This is a genomic window from Aphanothece stagnina RSMan2012, assembly GCF_046764815.1.
Lineage (GTDB): Bacteria > Cyanobacteriota > Cyanobacteriia > PCC-6307 > Cyanobiaceae > NIES-981.
The window spans coordinates 86,486-109,075 of the sequence record NZ_JBKOUC010000014.1 but is presented as its reverse complement, the minus strand read 5'-3'; the positions used below and the strand labels follow the sequence as shown (position 1 = coordinate 109,075).

General features: G+C 69.3%; 23 protein-coding genes and 1 pseudogene. 12 read left to right on the top strand and 12 right to left on the bottom strand.

Annotated elements, in window-relative coordinates:
- Positions 1-457 (top strand): annotated as a pseudogene (locus ACLNEE_RS11040) (hypothetical protein); the annotation flags it as partial.
- Here the strand turns inward: ACLNEE_RS11040 and ACLNEE_RS11035 are convergent.
- Genes ACLNEE_RS11035 through ACLNEE_RS11025 form a run of 3 tightly spaced genes read right to left on the bottom strand, consistent with a single transcriptional unit; the run spans position 448 to position 3,736 of the window.
- Positions 448-1,212, bottom strand: coding sequence for a succinate dehydrogenase/fumarate reductase iron-sulfur subunit (locus tag ACLNEE_RS11035; protein WP_411422800.1), 765 nt, complete (start codon positions 1,210-1,212; stop codon positions 448-450). The pseudogene ACLNEE_RS11040 and the gene ACLNEE_RS11035 overlap by 10 nt on opposite strands.
- Complete coding sequence (locus tag ACLNEE_RS11030) at positions 1,209-3,125, bottom strand: fumarate reductase/succinate dehydrogenase flavoprotein subunit (RefSeq protein ID WP_411422799.1); 1,917 nt, start codon at positions 3,123-3,125, stop codon at positions 1,209-1,211. Before ACLNEE_RS11030 ends, ACLNEE_RS11035 begins: the two co-directional genes overlap by 4 nt.
- Entirely contained in the window at positions 3,122-3,736 is a 615-nt protein-coding gene (locus tag ACLNEE_RS11025) for a succinate dehydrogenase/fumarate reductase transmembrane subunit (RefSeq protein ID WP_412007095.1), read from the bottom strand. The genes ACLNEE_RS11030 and ACLNEE_RS11025 overlap by 4 nt, the downstream gene beginning before the upstream one ends.
- Positions 3,737-3,849: 113 nt before the next feature.
- On the opposite strand from ACLNEE_RS11025, the gene ACLNEE_RS11020 reads away from it, so the two are divergent.
- Positions 3,850-4,242, top strand: coding sequence for a transglycosylase SLT domain-containing protein (locus ACLNEE_RS11020; RefSeq protein ID WP_411422797.1), 393 nt, complete (start codon positions 3,850-3,852; stop codon positions 4,240-4,242).
- Between the two features lie 36 nt (positions 4,243-4,278).
- Here the strand turns inward: ACLNEE_RS11020 and ACLNEE_RS11015 are convergent, their stop codons facing one another.
- Positions 4,279-4,494, bottom strand: a complete 216-nt coding sequence (locus ACLNEE_RS11015; protein WP_412007094.1) for a hypothetical protein — start codon at positions 4,492-4,494, stop codon at positions 4,279-4,281.
- Positions 4,495-4,585: 91 nt separating this feature from the next.
- Here ACLNEE_RS11015 and ACLNEE_RS11010 point away from each other — a divergent pair, with 91 nt between their 5' ends.
- Positions 4,586-5,251 carry a Fe2+-dependent dioxygenase gene (locus ACLNEE_RS11010; RefSeq protein WP_411422795.1) on the top strand — a complete coding sequence of 222 codons (666 nt, stop codon included), beginning with the start codon at positions 4,586-4,588 and terminating at the stop codon, positions 5,249-5,251.
- A 26-nt stretch (positions 5,252-5,277) separates the two neighbouring features.
- On the opposite strand, the gene ACLNEE_RS11005 is transcribed toward ACLNEE_RS11010, so the two are convergent.
- Positions 5,278-6,834, bottom strand: coding sequence for a multicopper oxidase family protein (locus ACLNEE_RS11005; RefSeq protein ID WP_411422794.1), 1,557 nt, complete (start codon positions 6,832-6,834; stop codon positions 5,278-5,280).
- Positions 6,835-6,969: 135 nt separating this feature from the next.
- Between ACLNEE_RS11005 and ACLNEE_RS11000 the strand changes: the two genes are divergently transcribed.
- Both ACLNEE_RS11000 and ACLNEE_RS10995 read left to right on the top strand, forming a co-directional pair.
- Positions 6,970-7,452, top strand: coding sequence for an NUDIX hydrolase (locus tag ACLNEE_RS11000; RefSeq protein ID WP_411422793.1), 483 nt, complete (start codon positions 6,970-6,972; stop codon positions 7,450-7,452).
- A gap of 162 nt (positions 7,453-7,614) precedes the next feature.
- Positions 7,615-7,794, top strand: a complete 180-nt coding sequence (locus ACLNEE_RS10995; protein WP_412007093.1) for a hypothetical protein — start codon at positions 7,615-7,617, stop codon at positions 7,792-7,794.
- 32 nt (positions 7,795-7,826) lie between these two features.
- Here the strand turns inward: ACLNEE_RS10995 and ACLNEE_RS10990 are convergent, their stop codons facing one another.
- A complete protein-coding gene (locus ACLNEE_RS10990; protein ID WP_411422791.1) occupies positions 7,827-8,219 on the bottom strand; it encodes an MAPEG family protein in 393 nt (130 codons plus the stop codon).
- Between the two features lie 106 nt (positions 8,220-8,325).
- Complete coding sequence (locus ACLNEE_RS10985) at positions 8,326-8,757, bottom strand: RrF2 family transcriptional regulator (RefSeq protein ID WP_411422790.1); 432 nt, start codon at positions 8,755-8,757, stop codon at positions 8,326-8,328.
- 182 nt (positions 8,758-8,939) lie between these two features.
- Here ACLNEE_RS10985 and chrA point away from each other — a divergent pair, with 182 nt between their 5' ends.
- Entirely contained in the window at positions 8,940-10,283 is a 1,344-nt protein-coding gene (gene chrA / locus ACLNEE_RS10980) for a chromate efflux transporter (RefSeq protein ID WP_411422789.1), read from the top strand.
- A 107-nt stretch (positions 10,284-10,390) separates the two neighbouring features.
- Positions 10,391-11,458: a calcium/sodium antiporter gene (locus tag ACLNEE_RS10975; RefSeq protein WP_411422788.1), complete on the top strand. Its 1,068-nt coding sequence runs from the start codon at positions 10,391-10,393 to the stop codon at positions 11,456-11,458.
- Between the two features lie 45 nt (positions 11,459-11,503).
- On the opposite strand, the gene ACLNEE_RS10970 is transcribed toward ACLNEE_RS10975, so the two are convergent.
- The 3 genes from ACLNEE_RS10970 to ACLNEE_RS10960 form a co-directional block, all read right to left on the bottom strand.
- Positions 11,504-13,306 (bottom strand): SLC13 family permease, encoded by a 1,803-nt coding sequence (locus tag ACLNEE_RS10970; protein WP_411422787.1) that lies wholly within the window; start codon positions 13,304-13,306, stop codon positions 11,504-11,506.
- An 88-nt stretch (positions 13,307-13,394) separates the two neighbouring features.
- On the bottom strand, positions 13,395-14,099 hold the full coding sequence (locus ACLNEE_RS10965; protein ID WP_411422786.1) for a potassium channel family protein: 705 nt from the start codon (positions 14,097-14,099) through the stop codon (positions 13,395-13,397).
- Positions 14,100-14,272: 173 nt separating this feature from the next.
- Entirely contained in the window at positions 14,273-15,715 is a 1,443-nt protein-coding gene (locus tag ACLNEE_RS10960; RefSeq protein ID WP_411422785.1) for a potassium transporter TrkG, read from the bottom strand.
- 74 nt (positions 15,716-15,789) lie between these two features.
- Here ACLNEE_RS10960 and ACLNEE_RS10955 point away from each other — a divergent pair, with 74 nt between their 5' ends.
- The 5 genes from ACLNEE_RS10955 to ACLNEE_RS10935 all read left to right on the top strand — a co-directional run bounded on the left by ACLNEE_RS10955 (position 15,790) and on the right by ACLNEE_RS10935 (position 21,748).
- On the top strand, positions 15,790-16,422 hold the full coding sequence (locus ACLNEE_RS10955; RefSeq protein WP_412007092.1) for a DedA family protein: 633 nt from the start codon (positions 15,790-15,792) through the stop codon (positions 16,420-16,422).
- A gap of 100 nt (positions 16,423-16,522) precedes the next feature.
- Positions 16,523-18,436 carry an NAD(P)H-quinone oxidoreductase subunit F gene (locus ACLNEE_RS10950; protein ID WP_411422783.1) on the top strand — a complete coding sequence of 638 codons (1,914 nt, stop codon included), beginning with the start codon at positions 16,523-16,525 and terminating at the stop codon, positions 18,434-18,436.
- The gene (locus ACLNEE_RS10945) at positions 18,436-19,995 is read left to right on the top strand and encodes an NADH-quinone oxidoreductase subunit M (protein ID WP_411422782.1); all 1,560 of its coding nucleotides are present in this window, start codon (positions 18,436-18,438) and stop codon (positions 19,993-19,995) included. Before ACLNEE_RS10950 ends, ACLNEE_RS10945 begins: the two co-directional genes overlap by 1 nt.
- Positions 19,992-21,302, top strand: coding sequence for a CO2 hydration protein (locus ACLNEE_RS10940; RefSeq protein ID WP_411422781.1), 1,311 nt, complete (start codon positions 19,992-19,994; stop codon positions 21,300-21,302). Before ACLNEE_RS10945 ends, ACLNEE_RS10940 begins: the two co-directional genes overlap by 4 nt.
- A gap of 44 nt (positions 21,303-21,346) precedes the next feature.
- The gene (locus ACLNEE_RS10935; protein ID WP_411422780.1) at positions 21,347-21,748 is read left to right on the top strand and encodes a fasciclin domain-containing protein; all 402 of its coding nucleotides are present in this window, start codon (positions 21,347-21,349) and stop codon (positions 21,746-21,748) included.
- Positions 21,749-21,844: 96 nt separating this feature from the next.
- Here the strand turns inward: ACLNEE_RS10935 and ACLNEE_RS10930 are convergent, their stop codons facing one another.
- Positions 21,845-22,123 (bottom strand): hypothetical protein, encoded by a 279-nt coding sequence (locus ACLNEE_RS10930; protein ID WP_411422779.1) that lies wholly within the window; start codon positions 22,121-22,123, stop codon positions 21,845-21,847.
- A gap of 46 nt (positions 22,124-22,169) precedes the next feature.
- A complete protein-coding gene (locus ACLNEE_RS10925; RefSeq protein ID WP_412007091.1) occupies positions 22,170-22,517 on the bottom strand; it encodes a hypothetical protein in 348 nt (115 codons plus the stop codon).
- Positions 22,518-22,590: the final 73 nt, after the last annotated feature.

Sequence of the window (22,590 nt, the reverse complement as noted above, 5' to 3'; positions counted from 1 at the left end):
CGGTGGGGTGGTGGTGTGGCGCAACGGGGACGGGGCGATCCGCCGGGCCACCACGGCCAGGATGCATGGCTGGCTGCGGGAGCAGGAGGAGGAACTGAGGCGCCGCCAGGAGGTCTTCGGTGATCCGCCGGGGGAGCAGCTGCGCGGCCGGCCGCTGATCGTGGTGGACGACGGCATCGCCACCGGCATGACCGTGAAGGCGGCCCTGCTCTCGCTCCGCAGGCTCGCCCCGGCCTCGCTGGTGCTCGCCGTGCCGGTGGTCGACCGCGCCATCGCCTCCGAGCTGGCGCAGCTGGTGGATCGCTTCGAGGCCCTGGCCGTCGTCGACGATCTCCGCGCCGTCGGCCTCTGGTACGAGCACTTCGAGCAGCTACGGGACGATCAGGTGCTGGCGCTGCTGAACCAGCCGCGCGCTGGTTCGGCCCCGGCACCTGCGGGACTCCTCGATCAACCCTGAGCGGCCTTGCCCAGGGGGGGCCTGCCCTCCCGGTGCATCCAGCTGATCCAGTCAGCGGAGATCTGTTTGGGGCAGACGGCCTCGCATTCCAGGTTGCTGCTGCAGCTCCCGAAGCCCTCCGCCGCCATCTGGGCCTGCATCGAGCTGGCCCGCCTGGCCCGCTCGGGCTGTCCCTGGGGCAGCTGGCCCAGGTGGGCCAGCTTCGCGGCCACGAACAGGCTGGCTGAGGCATTGCGGCAACTGGCCACGCAGGCCCCGCAGCCGATGCAGGCGGCGGTCGCGAAGGCCGAGGCCGCCTGGTCGCGGCCCACCAGGAGGGCGTTGCCATCGCTGGCCTGTCCGGTGTTGACCGAGCAGTAGCCCCCCGCTGCGATCAGGCGGTCCAGGGCGCTGCGGTCCACCACCAGATCCTGAATCGGCGGGAACGCCCGGGCCCGCCATGGCTCCAGGGTGAGGCAGTCCCCATCCCGGAACTGGCGCAGGTAGAGCTGGCAGACGGTGGTCGCGGCCTGGGGACCATGGGCCTGGCCGTTCACCAGGAAGCCGCAGCTGCCGCAGATGCCCTCCCGGCAGTCATGGTCGAAGTGCACCGGCCGCTCACCGGCGGCGATCAGCTGTTCGTTGAGGTGATCGAGCGCTTCCAGCAGCGAGAGGTCCACGCACAGCCCCACCAGCTCGTACGCGCGGAAGGCCCCGGGGCCCTCGGGGGTTTCCTGGCGCCAGATGCGCAGCTTCAGGTTGAGGGTGCGGCTCATCGGTAGCTGCGGGTGCTGGGTTGCAATGCCGTGAACGTCAACGGCTCGCTGTGGCGGATGGGATCCGTCGCCTCTCGGTACTCCCATGCGGCGATGTGGGCGAAGTGCTCGTCATCCCGGCGTGCCTCGCCTTCCGGTGTCTGGTGCTCCGAGCGGAAGTGCGCACCGCAGGATTCCTCCCGTGCCAGGGCATCCAACAGCATCAGCTGGGCCAGCCCGAGGAAATCCGCCACCCGCAGGGCCTTCTCCAGTTCAGGGTTCGGGCCTTCGGCACTGCCGGGGATGCTCACCTCGGCATGGAAGCGGCGCTCGAGCGCCGCAACCTCCGCCAGGCCGGCCGTCAGAGCCTCCGCTTCGCGGTTGATGCCACAGCGTTCGATCATCACGCTCCCCAGTGCACGGTGGAACACATCCACCGGCGTCGATCCCCGCACCTGCAGCATCCCTGCGATGCGCTCCTGAGCCCGGGCCAGAGCGTCACGGCAGGCGGGGTGGTCGGCCGCCACCCCGGACGTGCCATGCCCCGCCAGCCAGGCGGTGACCGTGGCGGGGGCGATGAAGTAACCGTCCGCCAGGCCCTGCATCAGGGCGCTGGCTCCCAGGCGGTTCGCACCGTGTTCGGAGAAATTCGCCTCACCCAGCACGAACAGTCCGGGGATGGAGCTCATCAGGTTGTAGTCGACCCACAGGCCCCCCATCGTGTAGTGGGGCGCCGGGTAGATGCGCATCGGGGTGGTGCAGGGGTCGTCACCGGTGATGCGCTCGTACATCTCGAGGAGGTTGCCGTAGCGGGAAGTGATCACCGCCTCCCCCTGATCGCTGATCGCATCGCGCAGATCCAGGTAGACCGAGCGTCCTCCCGGACCCACGCCATACCCGGCGTTGCAGAGCTCCCGGGCGCGGCGGGAGGCGACATCCCGCGGAACCATGTTGCCGTAGGCCGGATACTGGCGCTCCAGGAAATAATCCCGTTCGGTCTCGGGAATCTCTGCCGGCGGACGGGTGTCCTCCTTCTGCCAGGGCAGCCAGACGCGGCCGTCGTTGCGCAGGCTTTCACTCATCAATGTGAGCTTGCTCTGGTACGCATCGCCGCTGGGAATGCAGGTGGGGTGGATCTGGGTGAAACAGGGATTGGCGAACAGGGCTCCCTGGCGATACGCCCTCCAGATCGCACTGGCGTTGGATTTGAGGGCATTGGTGGAGAGGAAATAGACGTTGCTGTAGCCGCCGGTGGCGAGCACCACCGCCTGGGCGGTGTGCACCTCCAGCGCGCCGGTCAGCAGATGGCGGCAGACCACCCCGCGCGCCACGCCCTCCACCGTGACCAGATCGAGCACATCGCGGCGGGGCAGCAGTTCGACCCGCCCAGCCGCCACCTGGCGCATCAGGGCCTGGTAGGCCCCGTACAGCAACTGCTGGCCGGTCTGCCCGCGGGCATAGAAGGTGCGACTGACCAGGGCGCCGCCGAAGCTGCGGGTGGCCAGGGTGCCGCCGTATTCCCGCGCGAAGGGCACCCCCTGGGCCACGCACTGGTCGATGATGGAGCTGCTGATCTCCGCCAGCCGGTGACAGCCGGCCTCCCGGGCCCGGAAGTCGCCGCCCCGCAGGGTGTCGGCGAACAGGCGGCTGACACTGTCCCCATCGACGGCCAGAGGGCGGGCGGCGTTGATGCCTCCCTGGGCGGCAACGGAGTGCGCCCGGCGCGGGCTGTCGTGGAAGGTGAGCACCTTCACCCGATAGCCCTGTTCCGCCAGGGTGGCCGCTGCCGAGGCGCCGGCCAGGCCGGTGCCCACCACCAGCACGTCCAGCCCGCGCTTGCGCAGGGGACTGATCAGCGGCAGCGATTCCCGGGTTCGTCGCCAGGCCTCCGCCAGCGGTCCGGCCGGCAGGCGGGGATCGGGAAGTCCGCTCATGGCTGGACACCGACCCACGCCGGGATTCCGAGCATCAGAGCCACCAGCGCAAAGCCGCCGCCGACGAGCACGGCCAGGCTCCGTCCGCTCAGGCGGATGGCGAGGGCATTCGACGGGCTCAGCAACCCCAGACTCCGCTGGGCGGCCTCGCCGCCATGGAAGAGGTGCAGGCCGGCGGCCAGTGCGCCGCAGACGTACAGCAGCAGCAGCGCCGGCTGCCGCAGCACCTCCTGCAGGGCGGCCAGCTCCAGGCCGGCGGAGGGACGCGGCCAGCGCAGCTGGACGAGATGCACCACCAGGAACCCGAGCAGCACGGCCCCTCCCCCCGCCTGGAACCGGGCTGCCCAGGCGGCCAGCGGGTCCCGCCGACGGCTGCTCAGGCGCGCGCGGTTGCCGGCCCTGGCGTTGCCCCAGGCCTTGTGCAGGCTCAGGCCGATGTGGGCCAGGGCCACCGCCAGCAGGGCGAGCTCCGCGGCCGGCAGCCAGGGGGCCTGGTGGAGGTGGGCCGCGTAGCGCTCGAAGGGGGCCGGGGCGACCACCGCCAGGGCAACACCGCCCAGGTGCAGCACCAGGAACAGCACCAGCAGCAGGCCCGTCCAGGAGAGGACCATCCTCGACCAATCCGCCACTTGCAGGGCACCCGGTTCTGGCGGCTCGATCGTAGGCAGCCCCTGGCCTGAACCCATGGGGCCCGGTACGTTCCGGTCCATCGCTCCTGCTGGAGATGGCCCTGCTGCTCCGGCCCTTAGGCCGCCCTCTGACCCTGCTGCTGCTCACGGGCCTGGGCCTTCTCGGGGCCGCGATCCCGTCCCGGGTTCTGGCCAACGAGACTCCCCGCGCCAATGCCCTCGCGGCGATCCGCCAGGTCTGGCCGGAGGAGCACATCGACAGCGCCATCCGCTTGGCCCATCTCGAGAGTGGCCTCTCGCCAACAGCCCGTGGCTGTGCCGGCGACTGTTTCGGCCTGTTCCAGATCCACTACATCGCCAACCGCCGGCTGATGGCGGCCATGGGGATCCACAGCCCCGAGCAGCTCCTGGATCCCATCGTCAATTCAACGGTGGCGTATCGGATCTTCCGCGAATCGGGCTGGGGACCCTGGGGCGTCGAGCCCTGAGCCGCCTGGCGGGCTCTCCGCGATGCTCAGGCCGTCTCAGCTCTCACCACCTTCGCCGCCTTCCCCACCTTCGCCGCCCTCGTTGTCCTTTTCGGCGTTCTGCTCGGCCGGTGAGCTGCCGGGAACGACCGTCTCCATCTGCTTGCCCCCCTGTTCACCGCCCTCCATGGGTTCCGGTGCCTTGCCGCAGCCCACGGTGGCGGCCACCAGACCAGCGGTGGCGAGGAAGAGGGCAAGGCTGGGGCGGGCCATGGCATGACACTGAGGCTGGTCCATTGTTGGAGGTGCTGCGCCAGGGGAGCTGCGCTTTTGCGACACCCCTGGGTGCCTTTCGTCACATCCGATGCGTTTCACGCTTGAGCCGCTGCTGGAGGCCCGTCAGCTGGAGGACCTCCGCAGCGCCCTGCTGGCCGATTCCGACGCCTGGCGTCCCGGTGCCGAGACCGCCGGCTGGCATGCGCGCACCGTCAAGCACAACCGCCAGCTCGACCGCACCTCTGCGCTCCAGGCCCGGCTGGCTCCGCGGGTGCTCGAGCCCTTGCTGCACCACCCCCTCATCCAGTCGGCCGCCCTGCCCCTGAGGGTGCACGGGTTGCTGTTCAGCCGCTCAGGGCCTGGGGAGGGCTACGGACGTCACGTGGACAATGCCTTCATGGCGGAGGGCCGCAGTGACCTCTCCTTCACCCTGTTCCTCAGTGATCCGGCCGCCTACGCGGGGGGAGCGCTAGTGCTGGAGTCGCCATCCGGGGAGGAGGCCCTGCGGTTGCCGGCGGGGCATGCCCTGGTGTACCCCAGCACCCTGCTGCACCGGGTCGAGCCCGTGACCCGGGGAGAGCGCCTGGTGGCGGTGGGTTGGATTCAGAGCCGCGTGCGCCATGCGGATCAGCGCGAGCTGCTGTTCGAACTCGACACAGCCCGCCGGGCGCTCTTCCGGCAGGAGGGCAAGAGCGAGGTGTTCGATCTGATCAGCCGCAGCTACACCAACCTGCTGCGCCGCTGGGGGGAGTGAGCCCCGTAGCCAGGGGGAGGGCGACCTCAGGCGATCTCCAGGATCCCCATCATCCCGCGCTCCTCGTGGTCGAAGATGTGGCAGTGGTACAGGGTGCGACCGGCAAAGTCCCGGAAGCGGATCCGCAGCCGCACGGTTTCGCCGGGACGCACCAGCACCACGTCCTTCCAGGCGCAGTGGGCACTGGGGATGTCCTGGCGGCTGATCACCTGGAAGGGGTTGATGTGCACGTGGAAGGGGTGATCCATCACCCCGTCGTTGGTGATCACCCAGTCTTCGGTCTCCCCCAGCCGCACCGTGGTGTCGACCCGGTCATGGGCGTAGGCGCGGTCATTGATCAGAAACGCCATCCCCAGCCCTGGTGCCATGGCGTGGCTGAGCCTGAAGTGTCGGGTGCGTGAGGGGGCCGGCAGGGGCTCGACCGCCAGCAGCTTCCGTGGCAGGGCCATCGGGGCCACCGATCCCTCGTAGCGCAGGGTGGCCAGGACCGCCGGGTTCTGCGCGGAGTCCCCGCGGCCCGGCCCCCTCCGCCCCATGCCGCCGTGATGGCCCCAGCCCCAGGGCCCCCCACCCATGCCGCCCCCACCCATGCCGCGCCCTCCCATCCCCTGCAGGCGGTCGTAGGGAAGGTCCAGCAGCCGGAAGCGGCCCCCCTCCCGATCGCCCCGCACCAGCACCTCGGCCCGCTCCCCTGGAGCCAGCAGCAGCTCCTCGAGCTCCACGGGGGCCTCGAGGGCGCCGCCATCGGTGGCGATCAGATGGAAGGGGTGGCCCTCCAGGGCGAGGCGCCAGATGCGGGCATTGGAGCCGTTCACCAGGCGCAGCCGCAGCAGGCCGCCGCGGGCGATCGCCAGGTCCGGCGCGAGGCTCCCGTTGACCGTGAGCACCGACCCTTCGCGGCCGAGCATGGTGTTCATGCCGGGACCCATACCACGACCCATACCGGGCCCCATGCCGGGCCCCATGCCGAAGCCCCCGCCGCTTGCCGCCGTGAGGCCGTCGGCGGGAAGGTCCTTGAGGAAGAGCACCTCGTCGGGAACGGCGCCCAGCTCCGGCAGGTCGTCGAGGCCCCCCCGCACCAGCAGCACCCCCCCGAGACCACCGAAGACCTGATCGGCCACGTGGCCGTGGCGATGGGGGTGGTAGTAGAAGGTGCCGGCCGGATGGTCGGGCGGAATCGTGAAGCTGTAGGTCTGGGATCCCCCGGGCGGCACGCTGAGGAAGACGTTGTCGGCCTGGCCATCGGGCGGAATGTGCAGCCCGTGGTAGTGCAGGTTGGTGGGCTGGCCCAGACGGTTGTGCAGCTGGAGGCGCACCCGATCCCCGGGTCTCACCTCCAGCAGCGGACCGGGCAGCAGGCCGTTGTAGGTGAGCACGGGCCCTGTCACCCCCGGAATGGGCAGGTTCCGCACCTCAGCGACCAGATCGAGCTCCAGGCGGCCGTCCACGGAGCGCAGCCGTGCGGGCAACCTGGCCGGGGGAGCCGTGCCGGGACGGCTCAGGCCCGAGCGGCCGATCAGCACCATCCCGGTGGCGGCAGCCGCCAGGGTGAGGAAGGAGCGGCGGGGCAGGGCAGGGAGCATGGATCGCGTGCCTCCCTTGGGATGGCCTCAACCTAGGAACGCCGCCGCGTCCCGGCCGCTGGCCCTCCAGGCCTTCGCTGCCTGAGGATCTCCCCGTGCCCTGTCTGCCATCAGCTGCGTGCCAGCGCGAGAACCATGACCGTGGAAGTGGCCCTGGCCGTGCTGGAGCGTCAGGAGCGTTGGCTGCTCCAGCTCCGCGACGACATCCCCGGCATCGTGGCCCCGGGAGCCTGGGGGTTGTTCGGGGGCCATCTCGACCCGGGAGAGACCGCTGCCCAGGCGGTGCGCCGGGAATTGCTGGAGGAGATCAACTGGTGGGCTCCATCCCCCCTGCCCTTCTGGTTCTGGCACCACAACAGCCAGCGCATCGCCCACGTCTTCCGTGCCTCCCTGCCCGTGCCGCTGGCGTCGCTGACGCTCCTGGAGGGCCAGGACATGGTGCTGGCCAGCCTCGAGGAGCTGCGCAGCGGCCGCCTCTGGAGTCCGCGGTTGCGGCAGCACCGGCCGCTGGCTCCCTCGCTCCAGTGCGCCCTCGCCGCCCTCGACCTGTGCCGACCCCATGGCCACGGGGCAGATGGGGGTTATGGTGAAGTGTCCGGCAGAAGCCGGCAAGCTTGAAACGCTTGCGCAGGCCGGATCCAGCACCAGACGCTCCCTGCGCTTCCTGGGGGCAGATCCACAGGTCGTGTCTCGACCTGATGTGGCTTCACGGAACCACCGCTGCTGCGGTCAGGGTCCCGGTTGTCCCGGTGCGCAATCCATATCCGATCGTCCACGTCCATGGCCAACCGTTTCTTCTCCAACCCCTCGCTTCAGCGCTCGTTGCTCGCCCCAGGGCGGGCCGGCAAGCCGACCTATCCCAGCTGCCCGATTCAGCTCGGTTCCCGTGGCGGTGCCGCGGCCCAGGGCGGCTCGGGGCACAATCCGCTCACCTGGGAAGAGCTGCTGGGCCAGCGCTGATTCCCTGCGCCGGGCACCCCCCCGGGCCGGTTTCAGCCGAGCGCCCCGAGCGCCCCGACCAGGGCCATCACCAGCAGGGCCGCGCTGCTGAGAAAGGCAATGCCGAAGCCCGGGCCCCGCTTCTCGGGAGCCTGGATGTACCCCACGGCATAGGCAATGCGGCCGGCGACCCAGAGAATCCCCAGCACGTCGGCCACGCTGCCCCTGCCCAGCAGGCTGGCCAGCCAGTAGCTGGGCAGGAAGAAGACCAGCTGCTCCAGGGTGTTCTGCTGAACCCGCACCACCCGTTCGAACTCGGCTGGCCCCGTCATGGCAGGGGGCTTGACCTTGTACTGAACCCGGGCCCGGCCCACGGCCAGGGCGGCCACCTGGTAGACGAGCAGCGCGGCAATCGTCACCAGCGCTGGAATCGCCAGGTTGGTCATGGGGGCAGAGCAAGGCCTCCCCATCCTCGCCAATGTCCCCGCCCCTGGGCGGAAAGCCCCGAACCGGCTGTGCCGGGGAGGACTCCAGTCAGATGGAGAACGCCAGTCAGATGTAGAACATCGCCGAAGCCTGCAGCTGGCTGTCCCGTTCTTCCACCAGCTTGGCCAGGGTGACGGTGCTGAGCACCTGATGCCGTGCCTGTTCCACCTTCCTCTCCAGCGAGGCCAGCACGCGGAACACCAGCCCCTCCCGATCCGGGGCCGGACTGCCCTGCCGATCGCCATCCAGGCAGGCGATCACCTCGGCGACGCTGATCGTGTCCGGTGCGCGGTTGAGCTGGAACCCTCCCCGTGGTCCGCGCACACTCCGCAGAATCCCGGCCTTGCGCAGGCTGGTCAGCATCTGCTCCAGGTAGCGCTCCGGGATGCCATGGCGGCGGCAGATCTCGGCGGTCTGGAGCAGGCCTCCGCTGCCATGGACCCCGGCCAGCTCGATCAGGGCCACCAGGCCGTACTCGGTTTTGGCGCTGAAAGCCATCGGCAGGGTCGGTACCACCCCATTCTGGCAGTCAAACAACGGCGTGCTGGTGGGGAATGTGGAAGTCGCTAGGGCAGCACTTCCCTCGTTCTCCGATCCTGGTGGCGTACTTTTTCCGGCAGACGGCAGCCTCAGGGGTTTCCTCCAGGATGGAGCCCTGACCCGATCGTGGTGCGATCCCGATGGCCCCGGCCGATGGCGTGACCCTGGCCGCAGCGTCCCGCGTCTGGTTCCGGCTCGGCCTGGTCAGCTTCGGTGGCCCCGCCGGCCAGATCGCCCTGCTGCACCGGGAGGTGGTGGAGGACCAGCGCTGGCTCTCCGAGCGGCGTTTCCTGCACGCTCTGAATTACTGCATGGTGCTGCCCGGGCCCGAGGCCACCCAGCTGGTCACCTACCTCGGGTTCCTCATGCATGGGGTGATGGGGGGGCTGGTGGCCGGGGGTCTGTTCCTGCTGCCCGCCCTGGGGCTGCTGATCGGCCTGGCCACCGTCTATGCCCTCTGGGGAACGCTTCCCCTGCTGGCCTCGGTGTTCTGGGCGCTCAAGCCCGCCGTGCTGGCGATCGTGCTGCAGGCCGCCTGGCGGCTGGGTCGGCGCACCCTGCATCACCCCTTTCTGGCCCTGCTGGCCCTGGGGTCGTTTCTCGGCCTCACGGTGGTGGGGATGGCCTACCCCCTGGTGGTCGTCCTGGCGGCCCTGGCCGGCTGGCTGGCCGGTCGCTGGCGGCCGCGCTGGGTCGTGCTTCCCGATCCGCCGGCCCCGGGGCTGGCGGAGGCCCCGATCTCTCCGGTGGAGGCTGCGCCCGCCCTGCATGACGACGCCACCGCCACGCCACCCCATGCCCGGGCAAGCGGAGCTTCCCTGGCTGCCGTGATGCTGCTCTGGGGGCTGGCCTTCGGCGTCCCCCTGGCGGGGCTCAGCCTGATCGGGGGCTGGAACGGCCTCCTGGCCGTCATGGCCCGTTTCTTCACCCAGGTGGCTCTGGTGTGCTTCGGCGGGGCCTACGCGGTGTTGCCCTACGTGGCCCAGGCGGCGGTGGAGCAGTTCGGCTGGCTCTCCGCCGCCCAGATGGTCGATGGCCTGGCGCTCGGGGAGACCACCCCGGGGCCGCTGATCATGGTGGTGGCCTTCGTGGGCTTCATGGGGGGGTGGAGCAGCGGGCTGTTCGCTCCGGCCTCGCCGTGGCTGGGGGCGGTCGCCGCCACCCTGGTGGTGGTGTGGTTCACCTTTCTGCCGTCCTTCGGCTTCATCCTGGCGGGGGCCCCGCTGGTGGAGGCCAGCCGGGGCGACCTGCGGCTGGACGCCCCCCTCACGGCCATCACGGCGGCCGTGGTGGGGGTGATCGCCAGCCTCGCGGTGCTGTTCGCCGGGCCGGTGCTGTGGCCCGAAGGCACCTTGCAGCCGGCAGGGCTGGGGCTCGCGCTGGCGGCCCTGGCGCTGCTGCTGCGGGGGGGCTGGGGGGTGACGGGGCTGATCGCCCTGGCGGCCGTCCTGGGGATGGCGCGTGCCCTGGTCAGAGGCGGCTGAGGCAGGGCGTTTCGGTTGGAAACGCTGGCCTTGGTTTGCTCAGCACCGTTCCGGGGCCTCCTGGCCTGCAGAATCTGGCGCAACGCCTTTCGCTCCCCAGAGCCCCCATGGCCCTCCTGCCGAGCTTGCTGCTGATCGTGGTGGGCATTCTGCTGCTGTTCGGCGGCGGCGAATTCTTTGTGGCCGGTGCCACGGCCCTGGCCCTGTTGCTGGGCATCCCCCAGATCGTGATCGGCCTGACCGTGGTCTCGCTGGGCACCAGCGCCCCTGAACTCTTCGTGAGCATCATCTCCACCCTGCGAGGGGACGATGCCATTGCCGTGAGCAATGTCGTCGGCAGCAACATCTTCAATGTGCTGGTGGTGCTGGGCCTCAGTGCCGTGGTGGTGCCGCTGCGGGTGAAGAGCCGGCTGGTGCGCCGCGATGTGCCCTTGCTCCTGGCCCTGTCGATGTCGGTGTGGGGGATGGCCTCGGGCAACCGCCTCTCCTGGCAGGCGGGTCTGGCGCTGCTGGTGGGCCTGGTGATCAATCTGGTGTGGGAAGCCCGCACGGCAGGCGAAAACCCCGAGGAGGTCGGTGAGTTCGACGCCAGTGAGTCGGGCAGTCCCCTGGGGGCATCGCTCCGTCTCGGTGGCGGACTGGTGCTGCTGGTGCTGGGATCGCAGTTGCTCGTCAAGGGGGCGGTCGACGCGGCCGTGGCGCTCGGCGTCAGCCAGACGGTGATCGGTCTGACGATCGTCTCGGCGGGCACCTCCATGCCCGAGCTGGTCACCTCCGTGGTGGCCGCCTACCGCGGCAAGGCCGATCTGGCGATCGGCAACGTGGTGGGGAGCAATCTGCTCAACCAGTTCCTGATCCTGGGGTCCTGCGCCCTGCTCTCGGGGGGACGGGGCCTGGCGGTGGACCCCGTGATGGTGAGCCGCGATCTGCCGATCATGGTGGCCACGACCCTGGCCTGTCTGCCGATCTTCTGGACCCGGGGGGTGATCACCCGGCTCGAGGGTGGGATTCTCGTGCTCCTCTACGGCCTCTACCTGGCCGAGCAGGTGCTCAGCAGCATCACCAGTCCGCTGAGTGATGAATTCCGGCTGGTCTCCCTGGTCGCCGTGGTGCCCGTCGTGCTGGTGTTCCTCGTCTGGCAGACCCTGCGCTGGCTGCCGCAGCGCCGGGTCTGAAGCGCGGGTCTGAGACGCGGGGCTGCGTGGATCGAGGCCCACCAGTCACAGGCCGAACTGCAGCAGCACCAGCCAGGGCACCAGCAGGCTCATCATCAGGGTGAGGGGAAAGCCATAGCGGGCCACATCGAGAAACCTGTAGCGCCCGGGTCCGAACACCATCAGGTTCGTCTGGTAACCAACCGGGCTGAGGAAGCTCTGGCTGGCCCCGAACAGCACCGTGAAGATGCCGGCCATGGGCGGGATGCCCAGGCCGACGGCGAGCTTGGCGGCCACCGGGATGAGCATGGCCACCGTGGCGGCGTTGCTCATCACCTCCGTGAGCAGGGTGGTGAACAGGAACACCGCCACCAGGGCCCAGTACAGGGGCCAGTTCCGCAGGGAGCCGAGCAGGGAGGCCGCCAGAATCTCCGCCAGGCCGGTCTTCTCCAGCGCCACGCTGAAGCTGGCCAGGGAGCCCAGCAGCAGGATCACATCCAGACGGATGGCACGCTGCAGCTCGCCGGGCCGCAGGCAGCCCGTGGCCACCATCGCCACCGTGCCCAGCAGCACGGCCGCCACGAGGGGCAGCAGCTTCAGGCCCGGCAGCAGGATCGCCAGCACGGCGATCGCGATTGCCACCCGCTTGCGGCTCACCGTCGGCAGGTCATCCTCCAGCTGTTCGAGCACCACCAGGTCGTTGTTGGCCTGCAGGCCGCGGATGGCATCCTTCGGGCCCTGCAGCAGCAGCACGTCCCCCTCTCGCAGCACGGCCTGACCCAGCCGTTCCCGCAGCACGGCGTTGCCGCGCCGCAGGGCCAGCACCGTGGCGTTGTACCGCTGGCGGAAGCGCAGATCCCGCAGACAGTCGCCCGTCAGGGTCGAGCCGGCCGGCAGGAGCACCTCCACCATCCGCTGGCCGTTCTGGGGGTCTGCGGGGTCCAGGGCGGGCTCCTCCTCGGGGGTGGGGGCCAGCACCACGGTGTGTTCCTGCTGCAGCCGCAGCAGATCGTCGCGGGTGCAGCGCAGCACCAGCCGGTCTCCCAGCATCAGGCGCCGGTCGGCCAGCGGCGGCAGGAACCGCTCCTGGCCGCGGTGCAGCTCCAGCACGTCCACATCAAAGCGCCGCTGCAGCCGGCTGCCGTGCAGCGACTGGCCCACCAGTTCGGAGCCGCGTGGAATCTGGACCTCGGTGAGGTAGCCGCTCCTCGAGAAGCTGCCCACCAGGTCGTCGTCATTGCTGCCGCGATCCGGCAGGAAGCGATCGGCCAGCAGCACCATCCCGAGGCTGCCGCCGAGCCACACCCCCAGGCCGATGCCGGTGAAGCTGAACAGGCCGAAGGCGCCGTAGCCCAGCTTGTTGCTCACTTCGCTGGCCAGCAGGTTCACCGAACTGCCCAGCAGGGTCAGGGTGCCCCCCAGCACCGTGGCGAAGGAGAGGGGCAGCAGCACCTTGGAGGGGGAGATCCGGCGCCGGTGACACCAGCCCTCGACCACCGGGAGCAGGGAGGCCACGATCGGCGTGTTCGGCACGAAGGCGGAGACCGGCGCCACCACGGCCGAGAGCAGCAGGATCATCCGGCGGGGACTGCGCACGGCATCCGAGCCGATCAGGCCGCGCAGCCGGTCCAGTCCTCCGGACCGGAACAGCCCTGCCGCCAGGGCGAACAGGCCGATCAGGGTCAGCAGGGCCGGACTGCCGAACCCCTCGAGAGCCTCGGCGGGTTTGAGCACCCCGGTGGCCATCAGCAGCCCCACGGCCAGCAGGCCGGTGACCTCGGGAGCCAGCCAGCCGCTGATGAACAGCACCACCGAGAGGGCCAGCACCGCCAGGGTGATCAGGGCCCCCGGCGTGAGCAGGGACGGCATCAGAGGCATCGGGGCCGGGGCCGCAGGCGCGGCCAATCTACGGTTTGTCGATCGGGCTTACGACTCGGCGAGTCCCGGGGCGGCCGGCCTAGCTGCCCGGCAGCTCCGCCAGGTCGTCGGTGGCCCCCATCACCACCAGCAGCTCGCCCTTCTGCAGCACATGGGAGGCCGGCGGATTCACCGTGAGCTGGTTGTCCGGACCGGCGGCCAGCACGCTCACGTTGTAGTTCTTGCGGAGGTTGAGATCCCGCAGGGAATGGCCGATGAAGGGGCCCGGCACCCGGATCTCCTCGATGCTGTTGCGGTCGTCGAGCCGCAGCCGGTCGAGCAGGTTGGGCCGCACCAGCTCCAGCCCCAGCCGCTGTCCCTGCATCTTGGAGGGGAAGATCACCCGGTCCGCCCCCACCCGCTGCAGCATCTTCATGTGAAGGTCGTTGGTGGCCCGCGCGATCACCTGCTGCACCCGGCTGCCTTCGCTGTCCTTGGCGATCAGGGTGGCGGTGATGCTCACCTCGATCGGTTCGCTCATCGCCACCACCACGGTGGTCACATCGAGCACCCCGGCCGCCCGCAGGGCCTCCTCATCGGTGCTCTCCAGCACCCGCGCCGTGATCGAAGGATCGATCTTGTTCAGCTCGTCGATCGCCCGCTGGGAATTGTCGATCGCCAGCACATCGGCCCCGGCCCTGCTCAGCTCGATGCAGACCGCCGAGCCGAAACGCCCGACGCCGATCACCGCGAAGCTGCCCTTGACGCGGCTCTCAGCGGGATTCCAGTGCCACCAGTTGCTCATGGTTCAGGGGGGTGGGTCCAAGCATGGGCCATCACGGCGAAGCGGATGGGCAGGGGGTTGAGGCGGCCGGACGTGACGCGACCGGGTTGAGGGGGGCGGGCCTGACCCGACCGATCTTGGAGCAGGGGCGAGCGATTCAGGAGCAAGCGACAGGGGCCACATCCAGGAGCCATCTAGATGAACAGCTCCTCGCGGGGATAGCCCACCCGGGAGTGGCGACGGCTGCCATACAACGCCGTGAGCAGAAGCAGGATCCCAAGTCTGCCCACGAACATGCCCACCATCAGCACCAGCTGACCCCAGCGGTTCAGCTCGGCGGTGACCCCCACATCGAGCCCGACGGTGGCAAAGGCCGACATGCAGGTGAAGAGCTTCTCCAGAAAGCTGAAGCTCGTGCCGTTGGGCACCCCCGCGGCCGTGGGACCCAGCCCGAGCAGCAGCGCCATCAGCAGCACGAAGATCAGCGAGGCGATGGTGACCCCGATGGCGCGCAGCACCACGCTGTCGGGAATCTGACGGCGATGGATCACCACCTCCTGGCGCCCCTGCAGGGTGGAGCGCGTCGCGGCCATCAGGGTGGCGAAGGTGGTCGTCTTGATCCCGCCGCCGGTCCCCCCGGGGCTGGCGCCGATGAACATCAGCACGATCACCAGCAGCAGCCCGGCATCGGAAAAGGTGGCGGCCGAGATGGGCACGCTGTTGAAGCCGGCCGTGCGGGAGGTGATCGACTGGAACAGGGTCACCTGGATTCGCTGTGCCCAGCTCAGGGGTTCCATCACCCCGCCGGTGGCGAAGTGTTCCGTGAAGAGGAGACCGAGCGCCCCGAACACCACCAGCAGCAGGGTGGAGCGCAGCACCAGGCGAGAGTGGAGGCTCAGGCGCTTCAGGCCCCGCAGCCGCTGACGGTTGGCCCACAGATCGTTGATCACCCGCCAGCCGATGCCCCCGATCACGATCATCGTGGCGATCACCCCATTCACCACCGCACTGTCGCGGTAGCGCTCGAGGCTGTCACTCCAGAGCCCGAAGCCCGCATTGTTGTAGGCGCTGATCGCGTGGAACAGGGAGGCCCAGAAGCGCTCCAGGGGGTTGGCGATGTCGGTGAACCCGAAGCTGTAGAGGACCACCGTGCCGAGCCCCATCACGCAGCTGCCGGTCAGCAGGATGCTGTTGAAGGTGGGGCCGATTCCCCCCACGCCGAACTGATCGAGGCACTGCCCCTTGTCCAGGCGGTTGCGCAGTCCGCCATGGCCCTGCACGAAGCCCTGCAGAAAGGTGGTGATGGCCATCAGCCCCAGGCCGCCGGTGATGATCAGGCCGGCCAGGGTCACCTGGCCGAAGGGGGTGAGATCGCGGCTGATGTCGATCACCGACAGCCCCGTCACCGTGATCGCCGAGGTCACCGTGAACAGCGCTTCCCAGAGGCCCACGTCCTCGGTGGAGCAGAGGGGACTGGAGAGCACCACCGTGCCGGCCGCGATCACCAGTGCCCCGGTGACGACCGTGAACTGCGGCACGGTGAGGTGGTGACGCCAGCGCTGGAAGGCGTTCCACGCGGAGGTGGCGGGCTGCAGCCGCATGGGCTGGAGGGTCTGCGGGATGTCAGGAGGCGGCATCGCCGCAGCGGCCGGGCCAGGGGTTCTTAACCTAAACCCTTTGCTCCCAAGGGATCTTGCCTGTGCCGGCAGCCTTGCCCACGGATCTGACCGGCCTGATCAGCGGTGCCGTGGAGGCCAATCCCCTGCTCGGCTACGGCGTCATCGCCCTGGTGATGCTGCTGGAGAACGTGATTCCGCCGATCCCATCGGAGGTGGTGCTGCCCCTGGCGGGCTACCTCGTCTCGCGGGGCCAGCTGGCCCTGCTGCCCACCGTGCTGGCGGCCCTGGCCGGCACGGTGCTCGGCGCCTGTTTCTGGTACGGCATCGGTCGGCTGGTGCCCGAAGAGCGGATCGAGCGCTGGCTGGCCCGCCACGGGTCGCGGCTTGGCCTGGTCTCCGAGGATCTCGCCCGCAGCCGCCGCTGGTTCGCCGCCCACGGGTCGGCCCTGGTGTTCTGGGGCCGGATGGTGCCGGGCGTGCGCACGCTGATTTCCGTGCCTGCCGGTCTGGAACGCATGCCCCAGCTGGCCTTCCTGGCCTGGACGACCGCCGGCAGCCTGATCTGGACGGTGGCCCTCACCCTGGCCGGCCGCGCCATGGGCCAGGGTTACGCCCAGGTCGCCCGCTGGCTTGGGCCCCTGGCCCAGACCGTTGAAATCGGCCTCATCGTGGCCCTCGTGGTGGGGGTGGTTGCCCTGGTCATCCGGGCGACTCGGCAGCGATAACGAACGCTTCTGGCAGGCATAGGACTTTTGTTTTCCTGCGGCGCTCAAAAGAGCCCACTGCCGCTTAGGTTTCACGCCCCACCTGGAATCCTTTGACTCCATGACCGTCGCGCTGCTGGAGACGGCCTGGCTGGTTCCGCTCTATCCCCTTCTGGCGGCCCTGCTGTCGCTGGCCTGGTCGCCGGGCCTCATTTCCCGCACCGGGCCGCGCCCCTGCGGCTACCTCAACCTGCTGATGGTGAGCGCGGCCTTCGTGCACAGCGTCGTGGCCCTCACCGCCCTCCACACCAACGCCCGTGCCGGGGCCGAGGCCCTCTACCGGCCGATCACCTTCGGCTGGACCTGGCTGGACACCGCCGGGCTACGGATCGGTTTCGACGGCCTGATCACCGAACCGGCCCTGGTGGCGATGACCGTGATCACCGGCCTGCACGTGCTGGTGCAGCTCTATTCGATCGCCTACCTGGAGATGGACTGGGGATGGCCGCGGTTCTTCGGTTCGCTGAGCTTCTTCGAGGCGGGCCTGTGCGCCCTGGTGCTCACCGATTCGCTGTTCTTCAGCTACGTGATTCTCGAGCTGCTCACCTTCGGCACCTACCTGATTGTGGGCACCTGGTACAACCAGCCCCTGGTGGTGAAGGGCGCCCGCGACGCCTTCCTCACCAAGCGCATCGGCGACCTCATCCTCCTGGCCGGGGTGATCGCCCTGCTGCCGCTCACCGGCACCTGGAATTTCCACGGCCTGCAGGGCTGGGCTGCCGATCAGATCAACAACCACAACACCCTGCCGCCGGCGATCACCCTGATCCTGCTGGCCCTGATCGCCGGCCCGATGGGGAAGTGCGCCCAGATCCCCCTTCACCTCTGGCTCGATGAGGCCATGGAGAGTCCGCTGCCCTCCACCGTGCTGCGCAACTCCGTGGTGGTGGTGGGCGGTGCCTGGGTGCTGCTGCGGCTCGAGCCCCTGATCGAGCTCAGCCCCCTGGTGCAGACCGTGCTGGTGATCGTGGGCGGCACCAGCGCCCTGGTGGGTTCCCTGATCGCCTTGGCCCAGATCGACGTCAAGCGGGCCCTCTCGTTCCTCGTGAGCAGCTGGCTGGGCCTGCTGTTCGTGGCGGTGGGCCTGGGGGGGATCGACGTGGCCGATCACCTGATGCTCGTGTACCCCCTGGCGATGGCCCTGATGCTGATGGCGGTCGGCGCGATCGTGCTGACCAACATCACCCAGGACCTCACCCAGCTGGGTGGTCTCTGGAGCAAGCGCCCCCTGATGGGCCTGGCCTTCCTCACCGGCGCGGCCGGTCTGATGGCCCTGCCCCCGTTCGGCGGTTTCGCCGCCCTGCGGGAGCTCCTGGAGCTCACGGCGGCCAGTTCCAGTCCGGCGGTGCTGGGCGGCGTGGTGCTGATCACCAATGCCCTGATCAGTGCCGGGCTGATCCGGGTGTTCGGCCTGATCTGGGCAGGCCGTCCGTCGGTGTTCACGACGCGCTCCCCGGAGGTGTTGTGGCTGATGGCCCTGCCCACGTTCGTGCTGATGGGTCTGATGCTGCATCTGCCCCAGCTGCTGGTGATCAACGGCGTGTTCTCGCTCTCGCCGCTGCCGGGATGGGGACCGCAGGCGCTGCCGCTGCTGCTCTCCACCCTGGTGGGAGGCGGTCTCTCGGCCGTCTTCTACCTGCGCCCCCACCCCCTGGCCCACCTGCCGGCCGCCCTCGGAGGTCTGCAGGACTGGCTGGCCCACGACATGCAGACGGAGCGCTTCTACCACCGCACCGTGGTCTGGCTTGTGGTCTCCCTGGCCCGTCTGAGCGCCTGGTCGGATGACCGGCTGATCGACGGCTTCAGCGGCGCCTCAGGCAGCGCGGCCATGGCCGGGGCCCGTCGCCTCAGCCTCACCACCTCGGGCCGCTCCCAGCTCTATGCCCTCACCCTCGTGCTGGGGGTGGTGTTGATGGCCATCTGGCTGCTCGCCACACCCGCCGCCGCCCCTGAACTCGTCCGCCCTTTCAGCTGATGGGACCCACTCCGCTACTGCTGCTGCTGGCCCTCCCCCTGGCCGGCACCCTGCTGCTCCCCCTCCTGCCGGCTGGCCTCGCCTCCTGCCGCGTGCGCACGCTCGCCGCCCTGCCACCTGCCCTGCAGCTGCTCCTGGCTCTGGTCTGCTGGCGTCACCCCCCAGCCGACCTGCAGCTCCCCTGGCTGCCGAAGATCGGGCTCACCCTGGGCCTCGGCCTCGATGGGCTCTCCCTGCCCCTGGTGCTGCTGAGCGCCCTGCTCACCACACTCGCCGTCCTGTCGGCCCCGGCCGACCAGGGTCGCCCACGCCTCTTCTTCGCCCTGATGCTGGCCACCAACCTCGGCGTGGTGGGTGCCTTCCTGGCGCGCAACGCCCTGCTGTTCCTGCTGGCCTTCGAACTGGTGCTGATCCCGATCACCCTGCTGGTGGCGATCTGGGGCGGTGAGCGCCGGGCCGGGGCCGCGGTGCGGTTCCTGCTCTACAGCGCCGTGTCCGGCCTGGCCCTGCTGATCGCCGTTTTCGCCTTCGCCTGGTTCAACCCGGCCGGGCCGTCGTTCGGGTTCGACGAGCTCCGCAATGCCCAGCTCCCCCCTGCGGCCCAGCGCTGGATCCTGGCGCTGCTGCTGCTCGCCTTCGGCCTGAAGCTTCCGGTGGTTCCCCTGCACGGCTGGCAGCCGTTCACCTACGGCCAGGCGTCCATCCCCGTGGTGATGCTCCTGGCCGGTTCGGTTTCCAAGCTGGGGGCCTACGGGCTGCTGCGCTTCGGTGTCGGTTTCCTGCCCGACGCCTGGGCCGCCTGGTCCCCCTGGATCGCGGCCGTCGGTGCGATCACCACGGTCTACGGCGCCCTCAACGCCCTCGCCCAGAGCGACATCCGCCGCCTGATGGCGTTCAGCTCACTGGGGCACATGGGTCTGCTGGTGTTGGCGCTCTCGGCCGCCACGCCCCTCAGCCTGCAGGGGGCGATTGCCCAGATGCTGGCCCACGGGATGATCGCCGCGCTGCTGTTCGCCTGTGTGGGGCTGATCGAGCGCAAGACCGGCACCAGCCAGATTCCGGAGCTCTCGGGCCTGATGAATCCGCTCCGGGGACTGCCGTTCACCATGGGCATGCTGCTGCTGGCGCTGATGGCGGCAGCGGGCATTCCCGGCCTGGCCGGCTTCCCTGCCGAGCTGATGGTCTTCGAGGGCAGCTGGACCGCCTTCCCCCGGGCGACCCTCGTGAGCCTGATCGCCTCAGGCATCACCGCGGTGTACGCCATCCGCCTGTTCAACCGGGTGGGCTTCGGCCGGCTCGACAACGAGCGTGCCGACTGGGCCCACACCCGCTGGGGCGAGCGGGCCCCCGCCATGGCCCTCACCCTGCTGGTGATCGCGGCAGGCCTCTGGCCCGGCTCCCTCACCGGCTGGAGCGAGGCCGAATCGGCCGGCCTGGCCCTGCGGGCCCAGCCATTCCTGGTGGATCCGGCAGCCGTCGCGTTCGCCGCTGCCCAGAGGTCACCCGTCGCGATCGCCTCCGCCACAACTCTGACCGCATCGCCCCTGCTGTCGTCATGACCCCCCCCACCGCCACGGCCCCCGAGACCGTCACCCAGCCCCTCATCCCCCCCTCCACCCATCGCTATGCCGATGTGATCCACCGGCTCGAGGCCGGCGGCTCGATGCTGCCGGACACCCCGGAGAACCTGATGCAGATCATCGGCATCTACAAGGCCTATGCCGTGCCGATGGACTTCTACTGGCGCGACCTGCTCTACATCGCCGAGCAGGTGTTCCTGGACCCGCTGCCGGCGTTCAAGTACTTCATCAGCCAGGAGTATCTGGACAGGCCCAACTCTTATCAGGGGGATCAGTCGAAGCTGCGCATCTGGCGCGGTGGCGAAAAGGCCCACCCTGAACTTCTGGAGTTCATGGCCAAGGGGGAGACCGGCAAGATGCCGAAGCTGCTCCATCACCTCTGGCACGACCGGATCAACATGGAGTTCGCCGAAGCGTGCATGGAGGCCATGCTCTGGCACCAGGGCATGGGCGGGCGCTTCTACGACTATCTCGACAGCGACACCTACCGGGCCAATGCGGATCGGGCCATCAAGGCCTACTTCCGCGGCAACCCGCTGATGCTGGGGCTGTATCGCCTGTTCCCCGAGATGTTCATGGAGCAGGTCAAGAAGATGAGCTACTACGCCAACCTGGGCTTGTTCTGGGAGGTGATGGCGCCCGTCTTCTTCGAGATGAGCGACATTTACGACGAGGGCGGTTTCAAGGGCGTCCCCGATGCCATGAACTTCCTGGTGAACGGCATCTTCGCCGTGGCGGGGCGGCCGATCTACCACCACGTGTACATCAGAGGGGAGTGCTTCGAGATCATCCCCAAGAGCGAGGGTTTCACCTGGCTCTACGAAGCGGCGCTGCCGTACGTGGAGGCCGTGTTCTACCGCACGGCACCGTTCCGCGGCACCAAGAGCTACAACGCCCAGGCCTACCAGGTGCCGGGCGATCAGGCCGACTTCCACTACGGGATTCTCTACGCCGATGTGTTCCCGGTGGGCTCCGCCGGCATCCCGCCGACCCTGCTGATGCAGGACATGCTCCATTTCCTGCCCCCCTATCTGCAGGACATGTACAGGCAGCACAGACGCGGCGAGGCCGATCAGCTGATCCAGCTGGGCATCACCTTCCAGCGCTCGATGTACAACGTGACCTCGGCGGTGATCCAGGCCCTGCGCTGCGCCCTGCTCTATCCGCTCGACGACACCGATCCGGAGCACCTGATGGCGAACCGGCGCTTCTTCGAGGCCCAGATGGACCGCTTCCTGCGGCCGGAGGCCCGGCTGCCGCAGATCCAGACCCAGGACTACCGCTGAGGGCCCCCGTCGGCTCGCTCTGTCCCACCCTGCCGTTCCCTGTCATGGCCACGATCCTCGAGACCGCCGCCGCAGCGGGCTGTTTCCAGACCCTGCTCGCCGCGGTGGATGCCGCCGGGCTGCGCGCGGCCCTGGAATCCGCCGGGCCCTTCACCGTGTTTGCGCCCGTGGATGCCGCCTTTGACGCGCTTCCCCCGGGCACCGTTCAGACCCTGGTGGACAACCCCCCCCAGTTGGCGCGCATTCTCAAGTTCCATGTCCTGGCGGGAAGCCATCGCCGCTCCGATCTGGTGCTCAAGCCGGAGTGGAGCAGCCTGGAGGGTGCCCCGGTGCCGATTCGGCGCAGCGAGCCCTTTGAGGTGAAGAACGCCACCGTGGTGACCGCCGATGTGGTCTGTGACAACGGTGTGGTTCACGTGATCGATCGGGTGATCCTTCCGGGCTGATCCCCGCCGCAGGACCGTCGCCTCCTTGGGCAGGAGTGTTCCCGGCAGGGGGGCAGGAGTGTTCCCCGCAGGGGCTTCGCCGAAGCCGAGATGCGCTCAGGATTCGTCGCGGGAGCCGGTCCGGGAGGTTCTGGACTCGATCCGGATCGCCTCCGCTTCGGTGCCGGCTTCTCCTTGGGGGGTGGCCTGCCGCAGCACCAGGTCGGCGATCACGGTGAGGAGCACGGCGGTGGCGGCGAAGCTCGCGATCAGCACCACACTGCCGAGATCCTTCCAGCTCCATGGCGGTCGTTCCCTGCGCAGCAGGGCATCCATCGGCTGGCTGCATTGGCTGCAGACCAGTCCGCCGCCCGGCTCAGCTGATTTGCTGAGCATCCGACAGCCGCATCTGGGGCAGGCCATCGGCGCCAAACAACATCCATTATGGCCGCCCGGCTCCGGAGCGCTCGCCGGCAGGAAGGGGGCCATCGCGGTCCGAGCGGAACTGCAACCGCATCCCCCCCAGGTGCCGCTCCACCAGCTCCACCAGCTTCTCGAAGGTCTGGTGGGTCTGGGGGGCACGCAGTCCCATGGCTTCGCGACTCAGCAGCACCAGCTCCAGCACCTTCCCGTCCGCCTTCGACTGCACATCGGCGAACAGCTGCATCCGCTGGCTCTCGCCACCGTGCTTCACCATGGCGCCGAGATGGGCGGAGGTGCGGTGGTCGACCTCGGCGTTCAACCCGCCGAGCACAGGGGTGAGGGCCTCCAGGATCGCGGCCGATTCCATCTGCGCTTCAGGTTTGAGAACCAGCAGAAACCGCGCCATAGGGTCCGTCGTTGATCCCGACGCTACAGCGGCT

Excerpts from the sequence above, each read along its gene's own strand:
- ACLNEE_RS10930 (WP_411422779.1), bottom strand. The coding sequence starts at position 22,123 with ATGCTCAGCAAATCAGCTGAGCCGGGCGGCGGACTGGTCTGCAGCCAA.
- ACLNEE_RS10960 (WP_411422785.1), bottom strand. The coding sequence starts at position 15,715 with ATGCCGCCTCCTGACATCCCGCAGACCCTCCAGCCCATGCGGCTGCAG.
- ACLNEE_RS10995 (WP_412007093.1), top strand. The coding sequence starts at position 7,615 with ATGGCCAACCGTTTCTTCTCCAACCCCTCGCTTCAGCGCTCGTTGCTC.
- ACLNEE_RS11015 (WP_412007094.1), bottom strand. The coding sequence starts at position 4,494 with ATGGCCCGCCCCAGCCTTGCCCTCTTCCTCGCCACCGCTGGTCTGGTG.
- ACLNEE_RS10965 (WP_411422786.1), bottom strand. The coding sequence starts at position 14,099 with ATGAGCAACTGGTGGCACTGGAATCCCGCTGAGAGCCGCGTCAAGGGC.
- chrA (WP_411422789.1), top strand. The coding sequence starts at position 8,940 with ATGGCCCCGGCCGATGGCGTGACCCTGGCCGCAGCGTCCCGCGTCTGG.
- ACLNEE_RS10990 (WP_411422791.1), bottom strand. The coding sequence starts at position 8,219 with ATGACCAACCTGGCGATTCCAGCGCTGGTGACGATTGCCGCGCTGCTC.
- ACLNEE_RS10975 (WP_411422788.1), top strand. The coding sequence starts at position 10,391 with ATGGCCCTCCTGCCGAGCTTGCTGCTGATCGTGGTGGGCATTCTGCTG.
- ACLNEE_RS10985 (WP_411422790.1), bottom strand. The coding sequence starts at position 8,757 with ATGGCTTTCAGCGCCAAAACCGAGTACGGCCTGGTGGCCCTGATCGAG.
- ACLNEE_RS11000 (WP_411422793.1), top strand. The coding sequence starts at position 6,970 with ATGACCGTGGAAGTGGCCCTGGCCGTGCTGGAGCGTCAGGAGCGTTGG.
- ACLNEE_RS11005 (WP_411422794.1), bottom strand. The coding sequence starts at position 6,834 with ATGCTCCCTGCCCTGCCCCGCCGCTCCTTCCTCACCCTGGCGGCTGCC.
- ACLNEE_RS11030 (WP_411422799.1), bottom strand. The coding sequence starts at position 3,125 with ATGAGCGGACTTCCCGATCCCCGCCTGCCGGCCGGACCGCTGGCGGAG.
- ACLNEE_RS10925 (WP_412007091.1), bottom strand. The coding sequence starts at position 22,517 with ATGGAATCGGCCGCGATCCTGGAGGCCCTCACCCCTGTGCTCGGCGGG.
- ACLNEE_RS11010 (WP_411422795.1), top strand. The coding sequence starts at position 4,586 with ATGCGTTTCACGCTTGAGCCGCTGCTGGAGGCCCGTCAGCTGGAGGAC.
- ACLNEE_RS11035 (WP_411422800.1), bottom strand. The coding sequence starts at position 1,212 with ATGAGCCGCACCCTCAACCTGAAGCTGCGCATCTGGCGCCAGGAAACC.
- ACLNEE_RS11025 (WP_412007095.1), bottom strand. The coding sequence starts at position 3,736 with ATGGTCCTCTCCTGGACGGGCCTGCTGCTGGTGCTGTTCCTGGTGCTG.
- ACLNEE_RS10945 (WP_411422782.1), top strand. The coding sequence starts at position 18,436 with ATGGGACCCACTCCGCTACTGCTGCTGCTGGCCCTCCCCCTGGCCGGC.
- ACLNEE_RS10935 (WP_411422780.1), top strand. The coding sequence starts at position 21,347 with ATGGCCACGATCCTCGAGACCGCCGCCGCAGCGGGCTGTTTCCAGACC.
- ACLNEE_RS10970 (WP_411422787.1), bottom strand. The coding sequence starts at position 13,306 with ATGCCGTCCCTGCTCACGCCGGGGGCCCTGATCACCCTGGCGGTGCTG.
- ACLNEE_RS10950 (WP_411422783.1), top strand. The coding sequence starts at position 16,523 with ATGACCGTCGCGCTGCTGGAGACGGCCTGGCTGGTTCCGCTCTATCCC.
- ACLNEE_RS10940 (WP_411422781.1), top strand. The coding sequence starts at position 19,992 with ATGACCCCCCCCACCGCCACGGCCCCCGAGACCGTCACCCAGCCCCTC.
- ACLNEE_RS11020 (WP_411422797.1), top strand. The coding sequence starts at position 3,850 with ATGGCCCTGCTGCTCCGGCCCTTAGGCCGCCCTCTGACCCTGCTGCTG.